Here is a 20,718-nt window from a genome sequence, read left to right on the forward strand (position 1 = left end):
CATTTCGACCCGCCGCAGTGGCCATGATCGCCACAGGATTTCATCGGAACCTTCGCCAAGCGCCCATCTTCACGGGCCTCCCCTTCGGCAAGCACAGGCTCGGACGATCGACACGAGACGCTCTGTTCGCGACATGAGCGGACGGTTTCGGAACCTTGGATTTCTGGAGACGTTGCCTTCTTGGCTGCATTCCGGGCTTTGAGGCTTCCGGTCGCCCCGGAAGGCCCGCCGCGCCAGTAGCCCCGAGAGCGCGGAGTCGGTGCCGAGCCTGGTCGGCTCGACCGTCTGGTGGGGGCGGGTCGCCCGGATGTGTTCGCAGATGCGCTGCCAGTGATCTGCCGCGCAGTCGGCCAGCGCGGTCTCCAGCGCGTTGTCCGCGGTCTCGACGTCGCGGACCTCGAAGTACGACTGGATCTCGAACAGCTCGGCGGCCTGCTCGCGCAGTTCCATGATCTCTTCGAGGCGAAGCGTGGCGAGGAGATCGGGTGGCGGGCCCTCGACCATACGGTAGGCCGTCTCCATCAGCTCGGCCGAGCCCAGCCGGGAGTCGGCTCTGCTCTGCTCGGCCCTGTCACCGGCGAGAACGGCCTCGGCCAGGCCCGTGCTCTGGCCCGAGTCCCAGTCGGAGCCCAGAATTCGGGCGTTGAAGAGGTCGGCGTGGGCCGTCTCGTCGAACAGGCCATGAATCTGGATAAGCGGACTTGAGACCGGTAGTCCGGGGTCGTCCAGCAAAGCGAAGACCGGAGAGTGCGAGAACTGTGGCCGCGCCAGGATCTCGTCATAACGGCGGCGCAACTCACTCGGCTGCTGAGCCAACAGCCCGGCCAGAACCGAGTCCGCTGAGTTCGCCGCCGCGCGAACCTGCCGCATGAAGCCGTCTTTCGCCTGTGCGTGGTCGTAGGGAACGTCGTAGGGAACAACGATGGAACCGTCGGCGGCGAGCACCCCGTCAAGGTCGGCGACCATCCTCTCCCGCGTCTCGGAGATCGGAGAGATGACCCACCCGCCGCCATCCGGGCTGTTCTTCTTCCAGCTGCTCAACACATCGGCCAGGGAGTTGACCGGAACGCGCCGGTCCTCCAGGCGAAGGTAGGTGTCATTGCGGAGCCCCACCGCCACGACCCTGACAGCGACGAGTTCACGGAGCAGCCGATAGAAGTTGATCCCTCGCAGATCGCCTCTGCCGAAATCACCGACGACCCTGGGGTTGTCGATCAGCTGCGTGTCATGAACGAAGACGCGCTCGTTGAACAAAGCACCAAAAACAAGCAGAGCACGCAATTGTCTCGCCGAGCTGATTCCCGCCCAGATCGGCTCCAGGGCCGCGAACTGCGACGTCGCTCTCATCGCGGCAAGACCGAACGGTTCGTCGCGAACCATGGACCCGAGCACCCACCCCTCAAGACCAACATGAATCCCCGCCGGTGCGCGCCCAGTCAAACATAGGCAAATATCCGCTGGATAGGGAAAGTGCCCGGCGGCGCACCACATGAGAAACCCCAGCTCGGCACGCCGAGCTGGGGTTTCTCTGTTTTCGAGGATCCAGCCAGGCCGAGAAGCGTCCGTGGTCGTCCGGTGGATGCCCTTCGGCACGGTTCCGGCAGGTCTCCGGCGGAGGGTGCGACGGGTTCAATGTTCGGTTAATCGCAGACCTTCACCGCGTCGGTCGTGTTGTTCGCTGACTGCGGCACGTCGCCTTTCTCGCCGTCGGCCACCTCTACGAGTGTCTGCCATTCGGTGCCGGTCCAGTTGTACAGAGTGACTTTCTTGCCGGTCCGGTTCTGATATGAGGTGAGCCGGTCGCCCAAGCCGGCGCTCCCGATGTCATGAAGGGCGCATGTGGCGTCCTTTTGAACGAACAAGGAGCCCGTACCCTGGGGGCCGTCCCATCCGCAGAACGTTCCGCCGGGGCAGCTCCATCTCGCCGAGTCATCGGGCGGAGTGGGGGTGTCCCGGGGGCTCCCCTCCGTCGAGTCAGCGGACGGCTTGGTTCGATGCTTCGAGGAGGTCCCGCTGTGTGAGCCGTCACCGCCGCTCTTGGCTTCCTGGGTGGGGCCGTTACTGTCGGCTTGGCAGAACCCGAGCCTGAGACATAACTGCTGGCCCCATGATGGAGAGGTCACGACGGCCGAGGCCAGGCCTATGATGGCGACCGCTATGGCTATCCGCGAGCCGGATCCGCTTCGTTCATCCCTTGTCATGTTATTTCTTCCGACTTGGGGAAAATCTGGCCGATGATCATATGGTCGAGGTCGGACCATGAGGTCCTATGGATGGCGCAGCAGATTTGATCGGATCATCATCACTGCTGATGACCTCGACAGGATGGTCCCCGAATCGCGAAAGCCGGATTTTTCGTCACCTGCTTCCAGCGGTGCCGACGGCTGTCTTTATCTTCTGCGGTTTCGTCCATACACGTCAAGGTTGGTGGCGCAGCCCGATCCGGACTTTTTGGTGATCCTATTTTCATGCGGGAATGCCGCTCGAATCATGGAGTCTCCGGGCCGGATTCACCGGCCTGGAGTTTCCTTGTTGGGCGATCGTCCTGATCAGGTGTGGTTTCCGCCACGGATCAGCGGGGGCGGTCACGGACGTAGTGGTGGCCGAGGGTGTCGTCGTAGCGGCCGGTGGCACGGCAGCAGCGGCGGAAACCGCCGCCCGGAGCCGCAGGGGCACGGATCGTTGCGGCCGAGCTTCTCGGTCAGCTCCGTGTCGACGCCGACGATGCGGTTACCCCGCTTGACGCGGGTCTCGCTGGAGGGAACCCCCGGCGGCGCTTGCTGGTGGGCTCAAAAGGACATCTCTTCGCGGTACATGATGGGCCTCCCTGACAGTTGGGCAACTGCCACCGACGGTAGAACTCAGGGGGCGAGGAGGCGAACGATTTTCCTTCGAATGATCGAGGTAGGCGACGGCTTCGGCGCCGAACCGGTCGAGTTCAACGGCGAGGACGACCACGTCCACCTGCTCGTCCACTAATCGCCCAAAGTCGCTCTGTCCACCCTGGTCAACTCGCTCAAGGGAGCCTCCTCGCTATTCGACGAGCCGTGCGACCCGCGAGTGATGAGGTCAGGTCGAATGGCGATGATTTCTTCCCGGATTTCGAGCACCCGTCCGCCGGGGTGTTCACAGGATCCCGTCGCGTCAGGCGGCGCCGGGTCAGGAAGGCGGGCCGGTCGACCGGCCGGTGGTCCGGCGCCGGACGCGGGCCGTCGTGCGGTGGGTGGCCGACGTGGTCGGGACCGTCGAGGGGGAGCCCGCAGGGCTGATTTACAATGCCTGAAAGGGGCATCGTTGGCGAATATTCTCATTTGAGGCGTTCGTTGTCCCTCGGGGCCGTGCCGGTGGCCGCCGAACCCGGGCTCGTTTCGGGTCCGTGAGATCCGTGATCCTCAGCCGGCGGTTGGCGAGGTGCACCCTTGAGCACGCGACCGATCAGCGACCACGCCATGCTGTCCGACTGCCGGTCCGCCGCGCTGGTCACCTCGGACGGCTCGGTCGACTGGCTGTGCCTTCCCCGCTTCGACAGCCCGGCGCTCTTCGCCAGGCTGCTCGACGAGGACGCCGGGTACTGGAGCATCCGCCCCACCTGCCCCGCAGAGGTCACCCGCAGGTATCTGGAGCACACCCTGGTGCTCGAAACCACCTTCCATGGCCGCGACGGGACCGTGGTGCTCGTCGACGCGCTCGCCCTGGGCAGCAGGGAGCGCGGGCACTCGCTGGGCGTGGGCTCACCGGGAGTCCTGCTGCGCGAGGTGACGTGTGTCGAGGGACGGGTGACCCTGGAGACGGAGTACGCGCCGCGTCCCGAGTTCGGGCTCGTCCGGCCGTTGATGGAGCCGGTGCGCGGCGGGCTGGTCGCGCGCGGCGGTGCGAACGTCCTCACGCTGTCGGCCCCGGTTCCCCTGCGGGTGAGCGGCTCGACCGCGCGTGGCACGGTGACGCTGAAAGCCGGGCAGCGACTCTGCCTGGCTCTGCAGGCCAGTTCCAGCTGGGCGCCGGATCCGCCGCGCAGGAGCCCGTGGCACGTCCATCGCCGGATCAAGGACACCGTCGCCGGATGGCGCTCGTGGTCCAGGGCGCACCTCGGCTACCGAGGCCCCTGGGAGAAGGAGGTGGACCAGAGCGGGCGGGTGCTGCGCGCCCTGACCTTCGCCCCGACCGGCGCCATCGTCGCCGCGGCCACCACCTCCCTGCCGGAGAGCGTCGGCGGTGAGCGCAACTGGGACTACCGCTACACCTGGATCCGCGACACCAGCTTCACCCTCCAGGCGCTCGCCACCGCGACGTGCGAGGTCGAGGAGGCGGCCTTCTTCGCCTTCCTCGCCCGTGCCTCGGCCACCCAGCTCGACCAGGGGGCCGACCTGCAGATCATGTACGGCGTCGGCGGCGAGCGCGATTTGAGCGAGCGGCCGCTGCCCCATCTGACCGGCTGGCGCGGCAGCGCCCCGGTGCGCGTCGGCAACGACGCGTGGCGCCAGCGCCAGATCGACGTCTACGGTGAGCTGCTCGACGCGGCCGGTCAGCTCTACCGGCACGCGCGCCCGCTCGACGGGCTGACCTGCTCCTTCCTGGTCGGCGTCGCGGAGATGGCCGCTCGCCGCTGGCAGGAGCCGGACCAGGGCCTGTGGGAGGTGCGGGGGCCGGGGCGGCACTATCTGCACTCCAAGCTGATGTGCTGGGTGGCCATGGACAGGGCCGTCGCGCTGGCCCCCGTGCTGGGAGTCGCCGACCGCGTGGCCGGATGGAAGCAGACCCGAGAGCGGATCCGCGAGGCGATCCTGACACAGGGATGGAACCCGAAGGCGGGGGCCTTCACCCAGGCGTTCGGCTCAGAGGACCTGGACGCCGCCGCGCTGATGCTGCCCATGGTCGGCTTCCTGCCCGGCGACGACCCCCGCGTGCGCGCGACCGTCGACGCCGTCGCCACGCGGCTGACCGACGAACGCGGCCTGGTGCACCGCTACCGTGCCGCCGACGGGCTCGCTGGGGACGAGGGCACGTTCCTGCTCTGTACGTTCTGGCTGGCCCACGCCCTGGCACTCGCCGGGAGGAAGGCGCCCGCCAGGCAGGCGTTCGAGACCGCCGCGTCATACGCCAACGACGTCGGCCTGCTGGCGGAGGAGGTCGACTCCCTGACCGGCGAGCCCATTGGGAACTTCCCCCAGGCGTTCAGCCACATCGGCCTGATCAACGCCGCGGACGCCATCCGCGACAGCGGCGGATGACACGCCGGGGCTTCCGGTTGGAGACACCACCCATCGCGCCTCTTGGAGACGCCGCTCACCGCGCCTCGCCCCGCCTCGGGCCAGGACGACGCTGATAGATCATCCCAAATCAGACATATTTAAGATAAATGCCCTTCGTGGAGATGGGTTACCAAAGCCGGTAATCCGCTTGTTGGTGGCATCTGGCTGCATTATGTGGCGAATCACTCTCATCTTAATAAGCTCTGTCGAAGGTGGATGTTCAGCCGAAAGGCGAGTTGTCGGATTCGAGGTCGAATGTTGGTGGTTGCGGCTTTTTGGGAAAAAATGGCAAACTTAGTGACATTGTGTCTTGACCTGGGTGTGCGCAAGTTAACGGATAAGTCCGACATCCTCAATAAGGCGATAATCGAGCAAAAGAAGTGGGCGGTCGCCGTTTATCCGGCGATGTGCGAGGAAAACAAAGAGGCGCAAGGTGATCCGCAAAGGTTGTCGGAGGCGTTTTCCGGTCAATTTGGAGAACGCCGAAGCGCGGGGCAATCGATCTTTCAAGGGGGACGTGCAATGTCCAAGCTCAAGGGCGTCGTCGTAACATTCGTCGCCAGCAGCACGGTGCTGACAAGCGGAGTCGTTGGCCTCGGCGCCGCGACCACCGTCACCGCGGCCAGCGCCGGCGCCGCCGCCGGCTGTGTCGGTTCTGGTTGTGACGGGCCTGGAAGCTGGCGGCAGCAGTTGCTGGAGCAGTTCCAGCGCCAGCGGCAGCTGCAGCGCCAGTTCCAGCGCCAGCTGCAGAACCAGTCGCAGAAGCTTGACCAGAGGGTCAACTTCAATCTGGACACCTCTGCCGACTCCCGCAGTCTCGCCGACGCCATCGCCAAGCAGAAGGCCGAGGCGGAGGCGGAGCTCAAGAACAGGTTCGACGCCGATCTCAAGAACAAGGCCTACAACGACGCCAAGGCCGAGGCAGAGGCCGAGGTCAAGAACAAGCTCGACGCCGACCTGAAGAACAAGGCCTACAACGACGCCAAGGCCGAGGTGGAGGCCTATCTCAGGAACAAGGCTTACAACGACGCCAAGGCCGAGGCGGAGGCGGAGGTCAAGAACAAGCTCGACGCCGACCTGAGGAACAGGGCCTACAACGACGCCAAGGCCGAGCTGGCTGCCTACCTCAAGAACAAGGTCGACGCCGACCTGAAGAACGACAACGACGTCAAGAACGACAACGACGCCAGGAACCGCAACGAGGCCAGGAACGACAACGACGTCAAGAACGATGTCAGGAACGACAACGACGCCAGGAATGTCAACTACGTCAGGAACGACAACGACGTCAAGAACGACAACGACGTCAGGAACAGCCACTTCGAGGCTGAGCTCAGGATCAGGCTCGAGGCCGACTTCAGGGCCCTCGAGGCCGACCTGAGGAACAGGCTCGACGCAGGCATCAGGGCTCTCGCGGCCGAGCTGAGGAACAGGCTCGACACCAGCCTCAAGGACGCCCGCGCCAGGCTCGACGCGGATCTCAAGAACACGCTCCAGGCTGGCCTCAGGAGCGCCGGCACCACGCCCGCAGCTCCCCTCCGGCGGGGGTAAGGGGGGTACGGCGACGGTGGCGTCGCCGTACCGGCCACCGACTCTCGTGGACCTTTCGCACGTCTGAGGTGGACGCGGGTCACCGATGCGACGGTCTGCGACCGCTGCCTGTTCGACCGCACCTGAGGGTGGGATGACGACAGGCATGGACGCAACCGGGTTTGACGAAGGTGCTGTTCCGGCCTGGCCTTGATCTGGATTCTCCAGATCAAGGCCACACCAGAGGAACAGCACCTTCAAACGGGTTCAGGCCAACGGCAAGGGCCTCCGAGCCTGAAAGGCCGGTGTCAGCGGGCAGAGGGGGTGACGGCCTCGTCGCCAGGCCGTCCTGATCCTCGCCCCGGATAGACCCGGATAGACCCGGATAGACCCGGATAGACCCGGACGGGCCCCGGGTAGGGGGGAGGCATGGAGATCATCGAGCGTGGCCTCGACGGCCCCCGCGAGGGGATTCTGGTCGGGCCCAGGGGCGGTGGAGACGTCGGGGTGCTGGTGCTGGCGGGTTCCAGCGGGCGGGTCGAGACCGAACGGTCGCGCCTGCTGGCCCGGCAAGGTGCCACGGCGCTGTCGATCCGCTGGTTCGGCGGTCCGGGGCAGCCGAAGGGGATCTGTGAGATCCCGCTGGAGACCTTCACCGCCGTCGTCGACCTGCTCCTGGACGCCGGGGTACGGCGCGTCGGCGTGATGGGGCTCTCCAAGGGGGCCGAGGCCGCCCTGCTCGTCGCCGGGCTCGATCCCCGCGTCGAGGCGGTGGTCGCGTTGTCGCCCACCTCGGTCGCCTGGGCCAACGTCGGCCCCGGAGCCGATGGGCTCACCGTTCCGCGCCGGTCCTCGTGGACCTGGCGAGGAGAGCCGGTGCCCTTCGTCCCCTATGACGAAACCTGGTCTCCGGCCGAGCCGGAGGGTTTCCCCGTGGCGTACCGCGCGCTCTACGAACGCAGCCGGGAGAGGTTCGCCCAGGCGGCGCGGGCGGCGGCGATTCCCGTCGAGCGGGCGGAGGCCGACCTTCTCCTCGTCGCGGGTGCGGACGACCGGATGTGGCCCGCGCTTCCCTTCAGCGAGGAACTGGCCGCCCGCCGTTCGGCGGCGGGGCGCCCGGTTCGCCTGGTCAGCGACCCGGATGCGGGCCACCGTCCCCGTTTTCCCGGCGAATCGCCCGCTTCAGGGGCGAGACCGTACCTGTACGGAGGATCCCCGCAGACGGACGCCGCCCTGGGAACGGCGGCCTGGCCCCATGTTCTGGAGATCTTTCAGATCGAGCCTTAGGCCTGTTTTGTGGATCTTTCCGCCTACTGCGGTCGCCCAGGCGGCGTCCCGTACCGGCGCTGCGAGCCTCGGGACCTGCCTGCGACACCCACCGCCGCCGCGTCTCCCGCAGAGGAGACGGGCGACGTACGGCGGGCGTGTGGCCGAGGTCAGCGGGCGACGGCGTCCGCCGGGTTGAGGAGGTCGAGGTCGATGCGGCGGGGGAGGCTCTCCCAGTCGCCCTCCGAGGTCACCGCGAAGGCTCCGGCCGCGCAGGCGGTGGCCAGGCGCCGCTCGGGGGCCGCTCCCTCCAGGGTCTCGGCGAGCCAGCCCGCGGCGAAGGCGTCCCCGGCGCCGACCGGGTCGATCTCGGTGACCCGGTACGGCTCCGCATGCCGTACCACCCCGTCGGACAGCTCGACGGCGCCGAGCGGGCCCCGTTTGACGAGCACGTGGCGGGGGCCGAGAGTGGAAAGGGCCTTGGCCAGGCCGACCGCGTCCTCGCCCTCGGCGATCAGGCGGGCCTCGGCCTCGGTGGCGAACAGCACGTCCGTCGCCGTCACGATCTCTCGCAGCGCCGTGGACGCCTCGTCCGGGGTCCACAGGGCTCGGCGGTAGTTGATGTCCATCGAGACCGTCACGCCCGCGTCGCGGGCCTCGGTGACCGCGGCGCGTACCGCTTCGGCGGCGGAGGCGGACAGCGCGAGCGTGATGCCCGTGACGTGCAGCACTCGTGCCGACCTGAGAAGTGCGACGTCCAGGTCGGCGGGCCCGAGCCGGGACCCGGCGCTTCCCGAGCGGTAGTAACGCACGTCGACCAGCTCGGCGGTCCGCCTGTTCTTGACCATCAGCCCCGTCGGCGCCTCCGGGTCGACGATCATCCCCCGGATGTCGACCCCCTCGCCCGCCAGCGTCGAGCGGAGCAGCTCCCCGAACTCGTCGGCGCCAACCCTGCCGATCCACGCCGCGCTCCGGCCGAGACGGCTGACACCGATGGCCAGGTTCGACTCGGCGCCGCCAACGCCGAGGCCGAAGTCGCGGGCGTGCCGGAGCAGACCGGTACGCCGTGCGGTGAACAGCGCCATGCTTTCCCCGAGCGTCACCAGATCGATCATCAGAAATTGGTCCTTAGGTGCTTGTCGTCGGACATGAGGGAGTGGGGTTCCTGAGGGTGACAGCGGAGCCCCCGGCTCCGGCTGCGGGCTGTGTGAGAGGGGCAGCGGGTCGATGGACTGTGCGAAAGGAGTCAGCGAGTCGAGCCCAGCTTCCTGGAGATGCGCAGTGCCGTCTCCGTGACCAGCGGGCCCAGGTCGCGGACCCGGGCGGCGGTGATCCGTGAGGTGAGCCCGGAGACGGAGATGGCCGAGGTCACGATGTCGGCGTGGTTGAAGATCGGGGCGGCGACGCAGCGCACCTCGGGCTCGTTCTCGCGGTCGTCGACCGCGTAGCCCCGCTGCCGGATGCGGCTCAGCTCGGCGCGCAGGCGGTCCGCGTCGACGATGGTGTGGCGGGTCATCGGCGGCATTCCGGCGGACACGACCCTCTCGACGTCTTCCTCGGGCTGCCAGGCGAGGATCGCCTTGCCGACGGCGGTTCGGTAGATGGGCGCCCTGCTGCCGACGCGCGAGGCCATCCGCACGGTGGTCTCGTTCTCCACCTTGTCGATGTAGACCACGTCCGGCGGGTCGTAGACCACGAGGTGGACGGTCTCCCTGACCTCACTCATCAGCCGGTGTGACTCCTCGGCCGCCACGGTGCGCAGGTCCAGCGTGGCGAGATAGGCCTGGCCGAGACGGAGTGCGCCGTGCCCGAGCCGGTAGGCGCCGGTCCTGCGGTCGCGCTCCAGCAGCCTGGCCTCGACGAGCGGGACGGTCAGCCTGAGCACCGTGCTCTTGGACAGGCCGAGAGCCTCGGCGAGCCGGGTGAGCGACAGACCCTGACCGGCACCCGCGTGGTCGCGCACGTGTTCCAGTACCGCGAGGGCCCGCCGTAGCGAGGCCGACTGGTTGCGTTCCGGGACGGGTTCGTTCATTGCGGCCTCAAGTGTGATCCGGCGGGTCGAACACGGAGATCAAATTAGGGTAATTGGAAGTCTTGTTTCCAGTTTGCGACACAAGGTTCTGCAGTGCAGAACAAAGGACACTCCCCCTTTCGGTGACCCGGGAGCCCTTCCTAGGGTCTGCCGCCAACGGGACAACGGGAGGAGAGATCTGTGAAGATCCTGAACTGGGCATCGGCAGGTGCGGCCTTGCTGGCCCTCGCCGCGTGTGCGCCGTCGACCGCCCCGTCCGCGAGCGGCGGTGATGAGAAGTCCGGGACCCTGCGGGTGTGGCTCTTCGACGAGCCGAACCGCGCCCCTAAGGAGAAAGTCGTCGCGGAGGCGATCAAGGAGTTCACCGCCGCGAACGCGGGCGTGAAGGTCGAGATCACCTACATCCCGACGACGCCCGCCAGGCACGAGAAGTTCAAGGGCGCGTTCAACGACCCGGCGAGCGCCCCCGACGTCGCCGAGTACGGCAACACCGACCTCGCGGAGTACGTCGCCGCGGGCGGGTTCGCCGACCTGAGCGCGGACCTGGCGGCGTGGCCGGAGAGCAAGGACGTGGGCGCCGACCTCCTCAAGTCCGCGACCGTCGACGGCAAGGTCTACGGCCTGCCGTGGTACATCGGCATCCGCGCCCTCTACTACCGCACCGACGTCTTCGGCGAGCTCGGCCTCAAGCCACCCGCGACCCTGACGGCTCTGGCCGAGACCGCCCGCGAGATCCGTAAGAAGAAGCCCGACCTGTACGGCATCGCCGTCGGTGGCGAGTACACCTTCGGTGCGCTCCCCTTCGTCTGGGACGCGGGCGGCGACATCGACAACCTCGGCAGCCCAGCGGCCCGCAAGGGCGTCCAGGCGTACACCGACCTGCTCAGCGACGACAACTGCCCGCCCCAGGCCTGCGCGAGCCTCACCGGCGGCAAGACCGTCGAGCTGTTCGCCAGCGGCAAGGCGGCGATGGGCATCCTCGGCAACTTCAGCCGCGGCGCGGTCGACGCGGGCGCGGCGGCGGGCAAGTACGCCGTGGTACCGCTGCCCGGCGGCAAGCAGGGCACGATCGCCCCCGCCTTCTCCGGTGGCAACAACCTCGGCGTCATGAAGAACAGCCGGCACCGTTCGCTGGCGATCACGTTCATGGAACTGCTGGGCGGCAAGGTCTACCAGACCAAGATGTACGAGGCCATGGGCAACCTGCCGACCCTGACCTCGGCGCGCGACGAGCTGGCGGCCAAGGACTCCTTCCTCAAGCCGTTCCTCGACACCGTCGCGGCGGGGACCCGCTTCGTGCCGATCGACCCGGCCTGGGGGAAGATCGACAACCAGAAGGTCATCCCGACCATGCTCCAGAAGGTCGCGACCGGGCAGGCCACCGTCGAGCAGGCGACCGACGAGGCCGCCGCCGCGGTGAAGGCCGCCTTCGGACGGTCATGACCGCGATGACCACGGCGCCCGCGGACCCGAAGCTCCGGGCCCGCGGGGCGCCGCCCCGCCTCGGGGGCGGGCTGCGGCCCTGGCTTTACCTGCTGCCGTCCGCGGCCGTACTGCTGCCGCTGTTCGGCTACCCGCTCTACATGCTCGGCCTGCTGTCGGTGTTCGACTACCGGCAGGCCCAGGTCAGCGGTGGTCAGCCGACCAGATTCGTCGGGTTCGGCAACTACGCGACCATCCTCGGGGACGGCCGTTTCTGGTCGGTGCTCTGGCAGACCCTGGCGTTCGCCGCCGCCCTGGTGGTCGTGACGCTCGCCGTCGGCGCGGCGCTCGCCCTCGTGCTCACCAGGGCGGGGCGGATTCCCCGCCTGCTGCTGTCGCTGGCCGCGATGGCCGCGTGGGCCGCGCCCGCGATGACCGGGGCGACCGTCTGGATGTTCCTGTTCGACGCCGACCTGGGCCTGGTCAACCAGGTTCTCGGCATCGAGGGCTTCAACTGGTTCTACGACAGATGGGTCACGTTCTGCGTCGTCGGTGCGACCGTGGTCTGGCACTCCTTCCCCTTCGTCATGGTGACCCTCTACGCGGGCATCCAGGCCATCCCCGGCTCGGTCCTGGAGGCGGCCTCGCTCGACGGGGCCTCGGCGTGGCACACCTTCTGGCGGGTCATCGTGCCCATGTTGCGGCCGTTGATCACGATCGTGGTCATCCAGTCGATCATCTGGGACTTCAAGATCTTCACGCAGATCTACGTGATGACCAACGGGGGCGGTATCGCGGGCCAGAACTCCGTGCTCAACGTCTACGCCTACCAGACCGCCTTCGGCTCCTCCGAGTACGGCCTCGGCTCGGCGATCGGCGTGATCATGACGCTGATCCTGCTCGTGGTCGCCCTGTTCTACATCCGCGCCATCCACCGCGGAGGGGAGAGGCTGTGAGCAGATCCCGCCTGATCGCCAACACCGTGGCGGTGGTCACCGCGTTCGTCACGTTCTTCCCGATCTACTGGATGGTGTTGTCCGCGTTCAAACCGGCGGGCGAGATCCAGTCGCTGCGGGTCCGCCCGTGGACCCTGGCGCCGACCCTCGAGAACTTCCAGCGGGTGCTCGGCGGGGAGAACTTCGGCCGTTACCTCCTCAACAGCGTCGTCGTGGCCCTGACGGTGGTCGTGTTGTCCGCGGTCGTGGCCTTCCTCGCCGCCGTCGCGGTGACCCGGTTCCGCTTCCGGTTCCGCACCACGGTGCTGATCATGTTCCTGGTGGCCCAGATGATCCCCGTCGAAGCACTGACCATCCCGCTGTTCTTCCTGGTCCGCGACCTCGGTACGGCGGTGCCCGGCGTCGGCCTCAACACGCTCGGCTCGCTCGTCCTGGTGCACCTGGCCTTCTCGCTGCCGTTCGCGGTCTGGATGATGCGGGGATTCGTCGCGGCGGTCCCCGAGGCGCTTGAGGAGGCCGCGATGATCGACGGCGCGAGCAGGCCCGTCATCCTGTGGCGGATCCTGTTCCCTCTCGTCGCGCCCGGCCTGGTCGCGACCAGCGTGTTCTCCTTCATCGCCGCGTGGAACGACTTCATCTTCGCCAGGACCTTCATCATCTCGGCCAAGGACAACCAGACCCTGCCCGCGGCCCTGCTGGTCTTCTTCAAACCCGACGAGAACGACTGGGGCGGAATCATGGCGGCCTCGACGCTGATGACCATTCCCGTACTGATCTTTTTTGTGGCCGTCCAGCGCAGGCTGGTGGCCGGGCTCGGCGGGGCGGTGAAGGACTGACCCCCGCCGACCCCGTGTTCTTCACCGGTCCCGTGCCTCCCGCCGGGCCCGCCGTCCCCGTCTGCGTCCCGTCCCCGTCCGGAGTCGGTCCGAGTCTGGAGTCGGTCCCGGTCGCCGGGTGCCTGGATTCGGCGGTCCTGCCGGGCGGTCCGCGTCCGGAGGCGGTTTCCCGCCCGGTGCGCGGCCTCGGTCACACCCCCTGTGTACTGCTCGTTTTTACCCTCTGTGGGGGATAACTGTCGCTCGGGACACCTGACGGGCCAAAATTGATCCGTGGTCAGGATCGGATCGGTAGGAATGAGCGATTGCGAGCGTGGGCAACTTCCGCCGTTGCTGGGGCAGCTGTTCGCCGACGGCGGCGACGGGCGAAGGATCTCGGTCGAGCTGCCGCCAGGAGACGTGGTGTGGCCCGACCCCGAGTATTCGCAGTTCTCGCTCGACCACCTTCCGGCGTTCTGGCTCAGCGACCTGGCGGTCTCCGGCGACCTCTGGGCCGAGCTGCGGGTGGAGCACGAGCACTCGGGGTTGTGGCCCGTGCTGCTTGAGGACTCGGTGCAGCCGTGGTCGGCGGGGCAGATCGCCCCTGACGCGGTGGCCGAGATCGACAACTACCACGCGGCGGCGTTCATGGCCGAGGTGTGGTCGGACTGGGTCGAGCGGGCCGACGCCGATCAGCTGGAGCTGCTGGCCCCCTACGGCCCCCAGTGCCCGGGGCCCGCTCCTTCCGGGCAGTTCGCCGCCGATCCCGGTGTGGTCGCCGACTGGTATGCCGGGCTGGTCGCCGAGCGCAGGACCCCGCTCGGGCTGGTCGCTGCCGAGCGAGGGGCCGACGTGCTGGCCGTCATGGGATGGCAGGGCGCGCTGAACCACAACGAGTGGATGGTCCCGCTCGCGGCCGTGGTGCGTAGCTGGGAGGACAGGTTCGGGGCGCGGGTGGTCGGCCTGGGCTTCAACACCCTGGACCTCAGCGTCGCCGCACCCCCGGTAACCCGAGAGCACGCCCTCCACGTCGCCGCCGAGCACTGGACGTTCTGCCCGGACAGCGTCATTTACAGCTCGGGCACGCTGATGGACTACGCCGAGCAGATCACCGGCAGGAACGCCTGGTCGTTCTGGTGGGACTGATCACCTCGGTGGCGTCGCCGGGGTGTGGCCGGGCAGGGGGAACGTCACGCCGGGGGTCACCGGATCCCGGGACGGATCAGTCCGGCCTCGTAGGCGACGATCGTGGCCTGTACGCGGTCGCGGACCCTGAGCTCCGCGAGGATCTCCGCGACGTGATCCTTGACGGTCGAGGGGCTGATGCCCAGGGCGGTCGCGATCTCGGCGTTCGACAGGCCACGGGCGACGTGGAGGAGGACCTCGGTCTCGCGGGGGGTCAGGCCGCAGACGCGGGCCGCGTCGTCAGGGCCGGGCTCGCCGGTGAAACGGTCGATCAGCCTGCGGGTCACGCTGGGGTCGAGCAGCGCGTCGCCCCCGGCCACCACCCGGACGGCGTCGATGATCCGCTCAGGGTCCGCGTCCTTCAGCATGAACCCCGCAGCTCCCGCGCGCAGCGCCGCGAACACGTACTCGTCCAGGCCGAACGTGGTCAGCACGACCACCTTCGTCCCCGGGACCTCGGCGGTGATCCTGGCCGTCGCGGTGAGCCCGTCGACTCCCGGCATCCGGATGTCCAGCACGGCCACGTCGGGAAGCAGAGCCGTGGCCTGCGCGATCGCCGTCTCGCCGTCGGCGGCCTGGCCGACGACGGTCATGTCGGGCTCCGCGTCGAGCACCGCCGTGATCCCCACCCTGACCACCGCCTGGTCGTCGGCGATCGTCACCCGAATCATGCTGGGAACACCTCCGGCAGCCACACCCGCACCCTGTCATCTGTCTCGGCGACCGTACCGCCCGCCGCGTCCGCCATGGCCCGCACCCTCCTGGCCCCGCGAGGGCCGGACAGCGCGAGGCCGTCCTCAAGGTAGGTCACCGTCACCGTCTCCCCGTCGGCCAGCAGCGCCTCGGCGACGCGGTACGCGGCGACCTCGACGGCGGCGGGCAGCGGGCGGCGCGCTCCCGCGTACCTGACGACGGCGCGCCGCCTGGTGGCCAGCGCCGCGATCCCGGCGACGACGGGGGGAGGCGTGTCGTCCGCCGGATCACCCTCGGGGGCGCCGCGAAGCTCGTCGAGAAGCTCCCTGAGCGCGCCGAGCCCGGCCTTCGCCTCGGTGAGGACCAGGTCGAGCCGTCGGTCCTCCGCGGCTCTGACCACCGCCTCGGCCCGTGCCCCCGCGGTACGGCGAAGCCCGGCCGCGATTCGTCCCCGCTCGGCCCTGGCCGCCTCGGCCGCCTCCAGGTCGAGCCTGTCCCGGTCCAGCGCCGCCGCGTCCCGCCGCCTGCGCCTGCGCCTGCCGACCAGCACGCCCGCTCCCCACGCCATGCCCGTTGGCACGGCGAACGCGGCCGTCAGCGTCGCCCAGACGGCGATCGGTGGCCCCGTCAGCCCCTCGACCAGGGGAAAGGCGCCCAGCCCCGCCACCACGATCGGGGCGGGCCAGCCGCGGGAGCCGTACGCGCCGACGGTGTACAGCAGGGTCAGCTCCACCCACCAGCACTCAAGCACCAGCTGCGCGGAGTGTGGCGCGGTCAGCCCGGCCGCGTCGCACGCCAGCCAGACCAACAGCACCCCCTGCGCCGCCGCCAGGCTCGGCTTCGGTGCGAGGCGCCGCCACCTCAGCGGTACGGCGTGCAGTATGAGCAGGACCAGGAGCAGCATGCCCGACGCCGTGGCCTTGAACGGCGGCGGCACGTCGGTGTACAGCAGCCCCATCCCCGCGGGCAACGCCACGGCCAGCACCACCAGGGCCCAGTCCAGGGCCGCCGCTCCCCGCCAGCCTTCCGTGGCGCGTCGCGGGTGATCGCCCCGGCGGGCCATGCCGTACAGGGTGGTGAGGGAGAACGAGCGCGGCACGGGCAGGGCCGTCTCGCCGGGGGGCGAGGGCAGGGGGAGCACTGCCCTGACGGTCCAGCCGCCCGCGGTTCCGGCGTCTGTGGTCCCGGTGTCTGTGGTCCCGAAACCCGGGGGCCCGGCGCCCGCGGTCAGGGTGCCGCCGAGGGCGCGCACCGCCCGGTCGAGGGAGGCCAGACCGGTCCCGGAGCCCAGACCGTCGACGGCGGCCGGCGCGCCGTCGTCGGTTACCGTCACCACCAGCCGCCCCGCTCCGGCGGGGCTCTCAATGCGAACGTGGACGGCGGCGCCGGTGGCGTAGCGCATCGCGTTGGTCAGGCTTTCCCTGACCACGCGGAAGGCGAGCGCGGCGGCCTCGGGCGGTACGGAGGCGACCGCGCGATGGTAGGCCACTCCGGGATGGCCGCCGACCAGGGTGTCGATGTCGGCGAGGGTCGCGCTCTCGCCGCGCCGGTCGAGGGAGGCCAGGCGGTCGAGCTCCGCGACGGCCAGGCGGCCCGCCTCAGCGGCGTGGGCGGTGGCCTCCGAGGTGAGCGCGGGATCGGCGAGTCGCAGGGCGGCGGCCGAGGCGACTGCGATCCCGGTGAGCCGATGGGCGGCCACGTCGTGGAGCTCGGCGGCGATCCGGTCGCGCTCGACGGTCGCGGCCAGGCGGGGCACGGCCGCGGAGGCGGCGCGGTAGGCGGCGAGCGCGGAACGGCCCGCCCTGCGGCGTCTGTGAGAGCGGCCGAGGGACCACACGACGGCCGAGCCGCCCGCCGTGAGTGTCCCGAACCCGGCGCCCCCCCTGACGCTCCCGCCGTCTATGCCGATCACGATCGCGACGGCCAGCGTGACGGCGACCGCTCCGAGTGCGGCGGTTCCGGCCGTGCCGTACAGCGCCAGCGTGTAGAGCGCCACGACGAGCACCGCGCAGCCGAGGACTATCAGCACGCGTCCACGGTACTGCGGGACCGGGCGCCGCTCGCGGGTCCCGCAGGCGCGCCGCCCGTACGGGCACTGCTCTCCGGGCGGCGCGGTGTCCAGACGGTGCTGTGTTCTACAGGGTTCTAAAGGGTTCTACAGGGTTCTAAAGGCGCTGCCAGAGTGCGGGGACGTTGGACGGCTCCCAGCCGGGCAGGGAGGTGTGCGGCTGCAGGCACCGGTAGGTGGCGCCGCCGTAGGTCACCAGGTTCCCCGCGGTGTAGGAGACACCGGCCGCCCAGGGCCGGGAGGTGGTCGAGGTCGGGGTCGGGGTCGGCGTCACCGTCGGTGTCACGGTGGGGGTCGCGGTCGGGGTCGCGGTCGGCGTCACGGTGGGGGTGGGGGTGGGGGTGGGGGTGGGGGTGGGGGTGGACACGTTGCCGAAGGTCACGTCGGAGCAGGTGTAGAACGCCTCGGCGCTGTCCGAGCGCTGCCAGATCGAGTAGACGATGTGGCGGCCCGTCCTCGCGGGCAGCTGGCCCTGGATGACGTATTCGCCGTTGACCTTGGACGGGTTCCGCACCTTCGCCAGCAGCGTGGTGTCCAGGTCCGACCACTTCAGCGGCTGGAGCGGGTTGAAGCCCTCCTTCGTGATGTAGATCTCGAAGGTGCCGGGGTGGTCGGCGGTGTAGGGGTAGCGGAAGGTGTAGGGGCCGCCTCCGGTCGGGAGCGCGGTCGAGGGCCAGTCGGTGCGGGGCGCGTCGTATGCCCGGTACTTGGCGCGCCCGGCGCTGCAGAGCTGCCCGTCGGGAATGATCTCCCTGTGCTTGCCGTTGGCGGTGCCGATGTTCAACTCATCCCAGTCATAGAGCGGCTGGGTGTCCCATTGGCCGACCGCGGCCTTGCACGCGGGGGTGTCCGGCGACTCCGGATTCTCCAGATAGCAGGCGTAAACCCGGCTGACGGGCGTTCCCATCGAGCCGTGGGCGGATGCCGAGTTGACCATCACCGTCGCCAGCAGGGCGGGAGCGGCGGCTGCGGCCGCCACCGTCAGGCCGATCCTTCGCTTGTTCATGGAGAGTGTCTCCTTCGGGGGGTAAGAGGGAGAACCTGCAGGTCAGAGGCATGTTCACTAGGAAATTATTAGGTAAGTTTCCTAACAGTTTCAATGAACTTAACGCCCAGGAAGGAGCAAGGTCAAGGGGTGGCCAATGCCCCTTTCTTGGGCATTGAAGGTAGATCTTCTGGGGTTTTCATGGCTTTTGTTTTGCTTTGACACCTTCTGGTGGGTAGTGTCCTAGTTGTTCTCAGTCGGTGACTTGCCCTTCACGAGAAGGAGCGGCCGGCAGACGTCGAATCCCGAAGCCCTGAGGGGTCACGGGAGCCGGGGACCCACTTCTTGGGGTGAATCCGCCGCGAACCTGCGGCGGTAGGGCAACTCCACCGCCCGAACCCGTCAGCTAACCCGGTAGACGAGATGGAGAGGAGATCCCCTCATGGATCGCTTTGTTGCCTTCGTGCCGGCAAGCACCGCACTCGTGCGGATCTACTAAGACTTTTCCGCCGCGCCTGACCGCGGCACCCCACCTCGCACCGCGCTCCGCGTAGCGTCCGGTCTCTCCGGCTGCGACTTCTCTTCCCTGTGAGCGCTCACGCCCGTGCCTTCTCTTCGTTTGGCGCACGAGGCTGTCCTGTTCCCTCGCGAAAGAGCCTGTTTTCTATGCGTTTCTCCCTTGCCCTGCGTAACCGCCTGATCGCCGCCACTCTGCTGGGCGCGAGCGTCCTCACCTCCGCCGGCGTCGTCTCCGCGCTTCCCGCCGCGGCCGACACCGGCACCGGATCCACCGCTCCCGCCGCCTCCGAGACCGCCCTGCTCAAGGGCTCTACCAAGGCCTCCTACTTCTGGGACGACTCCTCGGGCCGCGCCGGGGACACCGGCCTGCCCGCGAGCGGCAAGCCCATGCAGAAGGGCATGATCGCGAGCCCGAGCTGGCCGCTGTTCACCGAGGGGTACGTCATCTACAAGGGCAAGAAGGCCAAGTTCTTCGTCGGGGACCGCGGTCCCGGTGTGCCCTCCAGCAGCGGTGTCATGATCGACCTCGACGCCAAGACCTTCGCCGACCTGACCGGTGGCACCTTCAACTCCAGCTCGCTCGGCGTTGACGGCGTCGACGGCGCGGGCCACATCAAGGTCGACTACGTCATCACCAAGTGGGGCGACGGCGTGGGCAAGAAGAACTACCCCGTCGCGTACGCCAGCGGTGCCTGGAAGGTCATGGACGACAACCCGGCCGCGCCCCCGACGACCGCTCTGGCCGACGCGGCGCGCCCCTAGGCTCCCGCCGGGGGAGACCTCCGGAGGATCCCCCGTCCTCGTCTCCCCCCGATCCCCACCCCTCGATCCCCACCCTCGGAAACCCCCCGAACCCCCCGGATCCCCATCCCCGCCTCCGCCTCCGCCTCCGCCCCCGCCCCCGCCCCCGCCCCGAGGGTCCCCGCTCCGCCTCCGGCCCTCCTTCCCCCACCCCCACCCCCCCGCTCCGCGTCCCCCGGCGGTCCTCGCCCCCGAGGGATCCCCACCTCCCCGCCCCCCCGGCGAACCCCCGCACCCCCTGGAAAAGCAAGAGCGGGCACCCAAACGGGTGCCCGCTCTTGTTCTTTTCGTCAGATGACGTGCTGTTCCGCGTGATCTGACGGACTCGTCGCCGCGGTCGACGCCGCTCACCGCCTCGGGGGAGGGGGAGCTCCGGTACGGCCCGCGCCTCCCGGGGACGTGCCGTACCGGAGGATCAGATCTCGAGCCTCTCCTCGATGCCGCGGAGGTTGTGCCGCGCGAGCGCCAGGTTGGCCCGGGTGCGGTCGAGCGCCAGGTAGAGGAAGAGGCCCTTGCCGTTCCTGCCGGTGATCGGGCGGATCAGGTGGTACTGGTTGGTGAGCGTGATCAGGATGTCCTCGATGCCGTCCTTGATGCCCAGCGACTCCATGGTCCGCATCTTGGCCCTGACGACCTCGGTGTTACCGGCCGCCGCGATCTGCAGGTCGAGGTCCTTCGAGCCGCCGAGGGCGCCCAGCGCCATGCCGCTGTTGTAGTCCACGACCACCGAGCCGACCGCCCCGTCGATCGCCATCATCTCCTTGAGGGAGATGTCCATGTTGCCCATTCATGCCTCCGGTCACTGGGTTGTCCATGTGCGAGATGTGATGGCGGCCAGGTTCGCCGCCGTCTTGCGCCCCTCCAGCCGCAGCAGCCCGAGGTTGGTCCCAGGGCGGGCGAGGACTGTGAGGACGATCTTGGGTCCGGCCGCGTAGAAGGCCGCGTAGCCGTTGGTGCCGGAGATCAGCGTCTCTTCGAAGGCGCCCTTGCCGACCATGTCCGCCATCCGGCGGCTGAGGGCCAGCAACGCGGAGGAAAGGGCACCGGTCTGCTCGGAGGCCCGATCCAGGTCGCTGGCTATGGTCAGGCCGTCGACGCTGCACGCGACGCTTCCGTCGACGTCCGGTATCCGCTCGCGCAGCAGGGTCATCTCCCGGCGCACCTCGTCGCGCAGTTCCACTGGCACCCTCCTTCCGG

The 20,718-nt window shown here is 68.8% G+C and carries 18 protein-coding genes and 1 riboswitch; of the genes, 8 read left to right on the top strand and 10 right to left on the bottom strand.

Going from position 1 to position 20,718, the window contains the following annotated elements:
- Nucleotides 1-69: 69 nt before the first annotated feature.
- The 3 genes from AB0395_RS10190 to AB0395_RS10200 form a co-directional block, all read right to left on the bottom strand.
- On the bottom strand, nt 70-1,593 hold the full coding sequence (locus AB0395_RS10190; protein ID WP_366278859.1) for a hypothetical protein: 1,524 nt from the start codon (nt 1,591-1,593) through the stop codon (nt 70-72).
- Between the two features lie 47 nt (nt 1,594-1,640).
- Complete coding sequence (locus AB0395_RS10195) at nt 1,641-2,261, bottom strand: peptidase inhibitor family I36 protein (RefSeq protein WP_366278861.1); 621 nt, start codon at nt 2,259-2,261, stop codon at nt 1,641-1,643.
- A gap of 324 nt (nt 2,262-2,585) precedes the next feature.
- Nucleotides 2,586-2,726, bottom strand: a complete 141-nt coding sequence (locus AB0395_RS10200) for an SEC-C metal-binding domain-containing protein (RefSeq protein ID WP_366278935.1) — start codon at nt 2,724-2,726, stop codon at nt 2,586-2,588.
- A 693-nt stretch (nt 2,727-3,419) separates the two neighbouring features.
- Here AB0395_RS10200 and AB0395_RS10205 point away from each other — a divergent pair.
- The 3 genes from AB0395_RS10205 to AB0395_RS10215 all read left to right on the top strand — a co-directional run bounded on the left by AB0395_RS10205 (nt 3,420) and on the right by AB0395_RS10215 (nt 8,066).
- Nucleotides 3,420-5,228 (top strand): glycoside hydrolase family 15 protein, encoded by a 1,809-nt coding sequence (locus AB0395_RS10205; protein WP_366278863.1) that lies wholly within the window; start codon nt 3,420-3,422, stop codon nt 5,226-5,228.
- A 543-nt stretch (nt 5,229-5,771) separates the two neighbouring features.
- Nucleotides 5,772-6,800: a hypothetical protein gene (locus AB0395_RS10210; protein WP_366278864.1), complete on the top strand. Its 1,029-nt coding sequence runs from the start codon at nt 5,772-5,774 to the stop codon at nt 6,798-6,800.
- 408 nt (nt 6,801-7,208) lie between these two features.
- On the top strand, nt 7,209-8,066 hold the full coding sequence (locus AB0395_RS10215) for an acyl-CoA thioester hydrolase/BAAT C-terminal domain-containing protein (RefSeq protein ID WP_366278866.1): 858 nt from the start codon (nt 7,209-7,211) through the stop codon (nt 8,064-8,066).
- A gap of 149 nt (nt 8,067-8,215) precedes the next feature.
- Here AB0395_RS10215 and AB0395_RS10220 read toward each other — a convergent pair whose 3' ends face one another.
- Both AB0395_RS10220 and AB0395_RS10225 read right to left on the bottom strand, forming a co-directional pair.
- Nucleotides 8,216-9,160: a sugar kinase gene (locus AB0395_RS10220; protein WP_366278868.1), complete on the bottom strand. Its 945-nt coding sequence runs from the start codon at nt 9,158-9,160 to the stop codon at nt 8,216-8,218.
- A 131-nt stretch (nt 9,161-9,291) separates the two neighbouring features.
- Nucleotides 9,292-10,077 (bottom strand): IclR family transcriptional regulator, encoded by a 786-nt coding sequence (locus AB0395_RS10225; protein ID WP_366278869.1) that lies wholly within the window; start codon nt 10,075-10,077, stop codon nt 9,292-9,294.
- Nucleotides 10,078-10,257: 180 nt separating this feature from the next.
- Between AB0395_RS10225 and AB0395_RS10230 the strand changes: the two genes are divergently transcribed.
- From AB0395_RS10230 to AB0395_RS10245, 4 genes are all read left to right on the top strand, one after another.
- Nucleotides 10,258-11,520: an extracellular solute-binding protein gene (locus AB0395_RS10230; protein WP_366278870.1), complete on the top strand. Its 1,263-nt coding sequence runs from the start codon at nt 10,258-10,260 to the stop codon at nt 11,518-11,520.
- A 5-nt stretch (nt 11,521-11,525) separates the two neighbouring features.
- On the top strand, nt 11,526-12,455 hold the full coding sequence (locus AB0395_RS10235; RefSeq protein WP_366278872.1) for a sugar ABC transporter permease: 930 nt from the start codon (nt 11,526-11,528) through the stop codon (nt 12,453-12,455).
- The gene (locus AB0395_RS10240) at nt 12,452-13,291 is read left to right on the top strand and encodes a carbohydrate ABC transporter permease (RefSeq protein WP_366278874.1); all 840 of its coding nucleotides are present in this window, start codon (nt 12,452-12,454) and stop codon (nt 13,289-13,291) included. The genes AB0395_RS10235 and AB0395_RS10240 overlap by 4 nt, the downstream gene beginning before the upstream one ends.
- 330 nt (nt 13,292-13,621) lie before the next feature.
- A complete protein-coding gene (locus tag AB0395_RS10245; RefSeq protein ID WP_366278876.1) occupies nt 13,622-14,416 on the top strand; it encodes a DUF4253 domain-containing protein in 795 nt (264 codons plus the stop codon).
- Nucleotides 14,417-14,472: 56 nt separating this feature from the next.
- Here AB0395_RS10245 and AB0395_RS10250 read toward each other — a convergent pair whose 3' ends face one another.
- The 3 genes from AB0395_RS10250 to AB0395_RS10260 all read right to left on the bottom strand — a co-directional run bounded on the left by AB0395_RS10250 (nt 14,473) and on the right by AB0395_RS10260 (nt 18,222).
- Nucleotides 14,473-15,126: a response regulator transcription factor gene (locus AB0395_RS10250; protein ID WP_366278878.1), complete on the bottom strand. Its 654-nt coding sequence runs from the start codon at nt 15,124-15,126 to the stop codon at nt 14,473-14,475.
- The gene (locus AB0395_RS10255) at nt 15,123-17,177 is read right to left on the bottom strand and encodes an ATP-binding protein (protein WP_366278880.1); all 2,055 of its coding nucleotides are present in this window, start codon (nt 17,175-17,177) and stop codon (nt 15,123-15,125) included. The genes AB0395_RS10250 and AB0395_RS10255 overlap by 4 nt, the downstream gene beginning before the upstream one ends.
- 136 nt (nt 17,178-17,313) lie before the next feature.
- Nucleotides 17,314-18,222: a lytic polysaccharide monooxygenase gene (locus AB0395_RS10260; protein WP_366278882.1), complete on the bottom strand. Its 909-nt coding sequence runs from the start codon at nt 18,220-18,222 to the stop codon at nt 17,314-17,316.
- A gap of 265 nt (nt 18,223-18,487) precedes the next feature.
- A riboswitch (cyclic di-AMP (ydaO/yuaA leader) is annotated at nt 18,488-18,637 on the top strand.
- 230 nt (nt 18,638-18,867) lie between these two features.
- Here AB0395_RS10260 and AB0395_RS10265 point away from each other — a divergent pair.
- Complete coding sequence (locus AB0395_RS10265; RefSeq protein ID WP_366278884.1) at nt 18,868-19,482, top strand: hypothetical protein; 615 nt, start codon at nt 18,868-18,870, stop codon at nt 19,480-19,482.
- A 454-nt stretch (nt 19,483-19,936) separates the two neighbouring features.
- Here the strand turns inward: AB0395_RS10265 and AB0395_RS10270 are convergent, their stop codons facing one another.
- Entirely contained in the window at nt 19,937-20,308 is a 372-nt protein-coding gene (locus AB0395_RS10270; RefSeq protein WP_366278886.1) for a hypothetical protein, read from the bottom strand.
- A gap of 12 nt (nt 20,309-20,320) precedes the next feature.
- Nucleotides 20,321-20,701 carry a roadblock/LC7 domain-containing protein gene (locus AB0395_RS10275; protein ID WP_366278888.1) on the bottom strand — a complete coding sequence of 127 codons (381 nt, stop codon included), beginning with the start codon at nt 20,699-20,701 and terminating at the stop codon, nt 20,321-20,323.
- Between the last annotated feature and the right edge of the window lie 17 nt (nt 20,702-20,718).

This window comes from Streptosporangium sp. NPDC051023 (assembly GCF_040689595.1).
GTDB lineage: Bacteria > Actinomycetota > Actinomycetes > Streptosporangiales > Streptosporangiaceae > Streptosporangium.